Origin of the sequence: Streptomyces javensis, from assembly GCF_039525925.1 — a bacterium.
In the GTDB taxonomy this organism is placed as follows: Bacteria; Actinomycetota; Actinomycetes; order Streptomycetales; family Streptomycetaceae; genus Streptomyces; species Streptomyces asiaticus.
In genome coordinates this window covers 1930-5087 of the sequence record NZ_BAAAIF010000175.1, presented here as the reverse complement: position 1 = coordinate 5087, position 3158 = coordinate 1930, and the positions used below count along the sequence as shown (strand labels likewise).

Annotated in this window: 1 rRNA gene; it reads right to left on the bottom strand. The window is 57.0% G+C overall.

The window, feature by feature from the left end:
* Positions 1-2: 2 nt before the first annotated feature.
* Positions 3-3123: ribosomal RNA gene (locus ABD329_RS47230) — 23S ribosomal RNA — on the bottom strand.
* Positions 3124-3158 lie beyond the last annotated feature (35 nt).

The following is a 3158-nucleotide window of genomic DNA, read 5'->3' as shown; positions in this document are numbered from 1 at the left end:
CTGAGGACAAGCCCTCGGCCTATTAGTACCAGTCAACTCCACCGGTCACCCGGCTTCCATATCTGGCCTATCAACCCAGTCGTCTACTGGGAGCCTTAACCCATCAAGTGGGTGGGAGCCCTCATCTCGAAGCAGGCTTCCCGCTTAGATGCTTTCAGCGGTTATCCCTCCCGAACGTAGCCAACCAGCCATGCCCTTGGCAGAACAACTGGCACACCAGAGGTTCGTCCGTCCCGGTCCTCTCGTACTAGGGACAGCCCTTCTCAAGACTCCTACGCGCACAGCGGATAGGGACCGAACTGTCTCACGACGTTCTAAACCCAGCTCGCGTACCGCTTTAATGGGCGAACAGCCCAACCCTTGGGACCGACTCCAGCCCCAGGATGCGACGAGCCGACATCGAGGTGCCAAACCATCCCGTCGATATGGACTCTTGGGGAAGATCAGCCTGTTATCCCCGGGGTACCTTTTATCCGTTGAGCGACGGCGCTTCCACAAGCCACCGCCGGATCACTAGTCCCGACTTTCGTCCCTGCTCGACCCGTCGGTCTCACAGTCAAGCTCCCTTGTGCACTTACACTCAACACCTGATTGCCAACCAGGCTGAGGGAACCTTTGGGCGCCTCCGTTACCCTTTAGGAGGCAACCGCCCCAGTTAAACTACCCACCAGACACTGTCCCTGATCCGGATCACGGACCCAGGTTAGACATCCAGCACGACCAGAGTGGTATTTCAACAACGACTCCACACTAACTAGCGTCAGCGCTTCACAGTCTCCCACCTATCCTACACAAGCCGAACCGAACACCAATATCAAGCTGTAGTAAAGGTCCCGGGGTCTTTCCGTCCTGCTGCGCGAAACGAGCATCTTTACTCGTAATGCAATTTCACCGGGCCTATGGTTGAGACAGTCGAGAAGTCGTTACGCCATTCGTGCAGGTCGGAACTTACCCGACAAGGAATTTCGCTACCTTAGGATGGTTATAGTTACCACCGCCGTTTACTGGCGCTTAAGTTCTCAGCTTCGCCCCGACGAATCAGAGCTAACCGGTCCCCTTAACGTTCCAGCACCGGGCAGGCGTCAGTCCGTATACATCGCCTTACGGCTTCGCACGGACCTGTGTTTTTAGTAAACAGTCGCTTCTCGCTGGTCTCTGCGGCCACCACCAGCTCACACCGCAAGGGTGATCACCAGCAATGGCCCCCCTTCTCCCGAAGTTACGGGGGCATTTTGCCGAGTTCCTTAACCATAGTTCACCCGAACGCCTCGGTATTCTCTACCTGACCACCTGAGTCGGTTTAGGGTACGGGCCGCCATGAAACTCGCTAGAGGCTTTTCTCGACAGCATAGGATCATCCACTTCACCACAATCGGCTCGGCATCAGGTCTCACCCTTAACGAGGGACGGATTTACCTACCCCTCGGGCTACACCCTTACCCCGGGACAACCACCGCCCGGGCTGGACTACCTTCCTGCGTCACCCCATCACTTACCTACTACCACCTTGGGTCAGCGGCTCCACCACTCCCCTTTGCCCGAAGGCTCCAGGGCGGCTTCACGGCCTTAGCATCAGAGGATTCGATACTGGGCGTTTCAAAGCGGGTACCGGAATATCAACCGGTTGTCCATCGACTACGCCTGTCGGCCTCGCCTTAGGTCCCGACTTACCCTGGGCAGATCAGCTTGACCCAGGAACCCTTAGTCAATCGGCGCACACGTTTCTCACGTGTGTATCGCTACTCATGCCTGCATTCTCACTCGTGAACCATCCACAACTCGCTTACACGGCTGCTTCACCCGGCACACGACGCTCCCCTACCCATCACAGCGATCGTTAGACCACATGCTGCAATGACACGACTTCGGCGGTACGCTTGAGCCCCGCTACATTGTCGGCGCGGAATCACTTGACCAGTGAGCTATTACGCACTCTTTCAAGGATGGCTGCTTCTAAGCCAACCTCCTGGTTGTCTCTGCGACTCCACATCCTTTCCCACTTAGCGTACGCTTAGGGGCCTTAGTCGATGCTCTGGGCTGTTTCCCTCTCGACCATGGAGCTTATCCCCCACAGTCTCACTGCCGCGCTCTCACTTACCGGCATTCGGAGTTTGGCTAAGGTCAGTAACCCGGTAGGGCCCATCGCCTATCCAGTGCTCTACCTCCGGCAAGAAACACACGACGCTGCACCTAAATGCATTTCGGGGAGAACCAGCTATCACGGAGTTTGATTGGCCTTTCACCCCTAACCACAGGTCATCCCCCAGGTTTTCAACCCTGGTGGGTTCGGTCCTCCACGAAGTCTTACCTCCGCTTCAACCTGCCCATGGCTAGATCACTCCGCTTCGGGTCTTGAGCGCGCTACTACACCGCCCTATTCGGACTCGCTTTCGCTACGGCTTCCCCACACGGGTTAACCTCGCAACACACCGCAAACTCGCAGGCTCATTCTTCAAAAGGCACGCAGTCACGACGCAAGGACAAGTCCCTGCGCGACGCTCCCACGGCTTGTAGGCACACGGTTTCAGGTACTATTTCACTCCGCTCCCGCGGTACTTTTCACCATTCCCTCACGGTACTATCCGCTATCGGTCACCAGGGAATATTTAGGCTTAGCGGGTGGTCCCGCCAGATTCACACGGGATTTCTCGGGCCCCGTGCTACTTGGGTATCGCACAAGCAAGTTGCTGACGTTTCAGCTACGGGGGTCTTACCCTCTACGCCGGGCCTTTCGCATGCCCTTCGCCTACATCAACAATTTCTGACTCACCCAGCCGCCGGCAGACGACTGAAGTACGAACCCACAACCCCGCATGCGCAACCCCTGCCGGGTATCACACACATACGGTTTAGCCTCATCCAGTTTCGCTCGCCACTACTCCCGGAATCACGGTTGTTTTCTCTTCCTGCGGGTACTGAGATGTTTCACTTCCCCGCGTTCCCTCCACATACCCTATGTGTTCAGGTATGGGTGACAGCCCATGACGACTGCCGGGTTTCCCCATTCGGACACCCCCGGATCACAGCTCGGTTGACAGCTCCCCGGGGCCTATCGCGGCCTCCCACGTCCTTCATCGGTTCCTGGTGCCAAGGCATCCACCGTGCGCCCTTAAAAACTTGGCCACAGATGCTCGCGTCCACTGTGCAGTTCTCAAGAA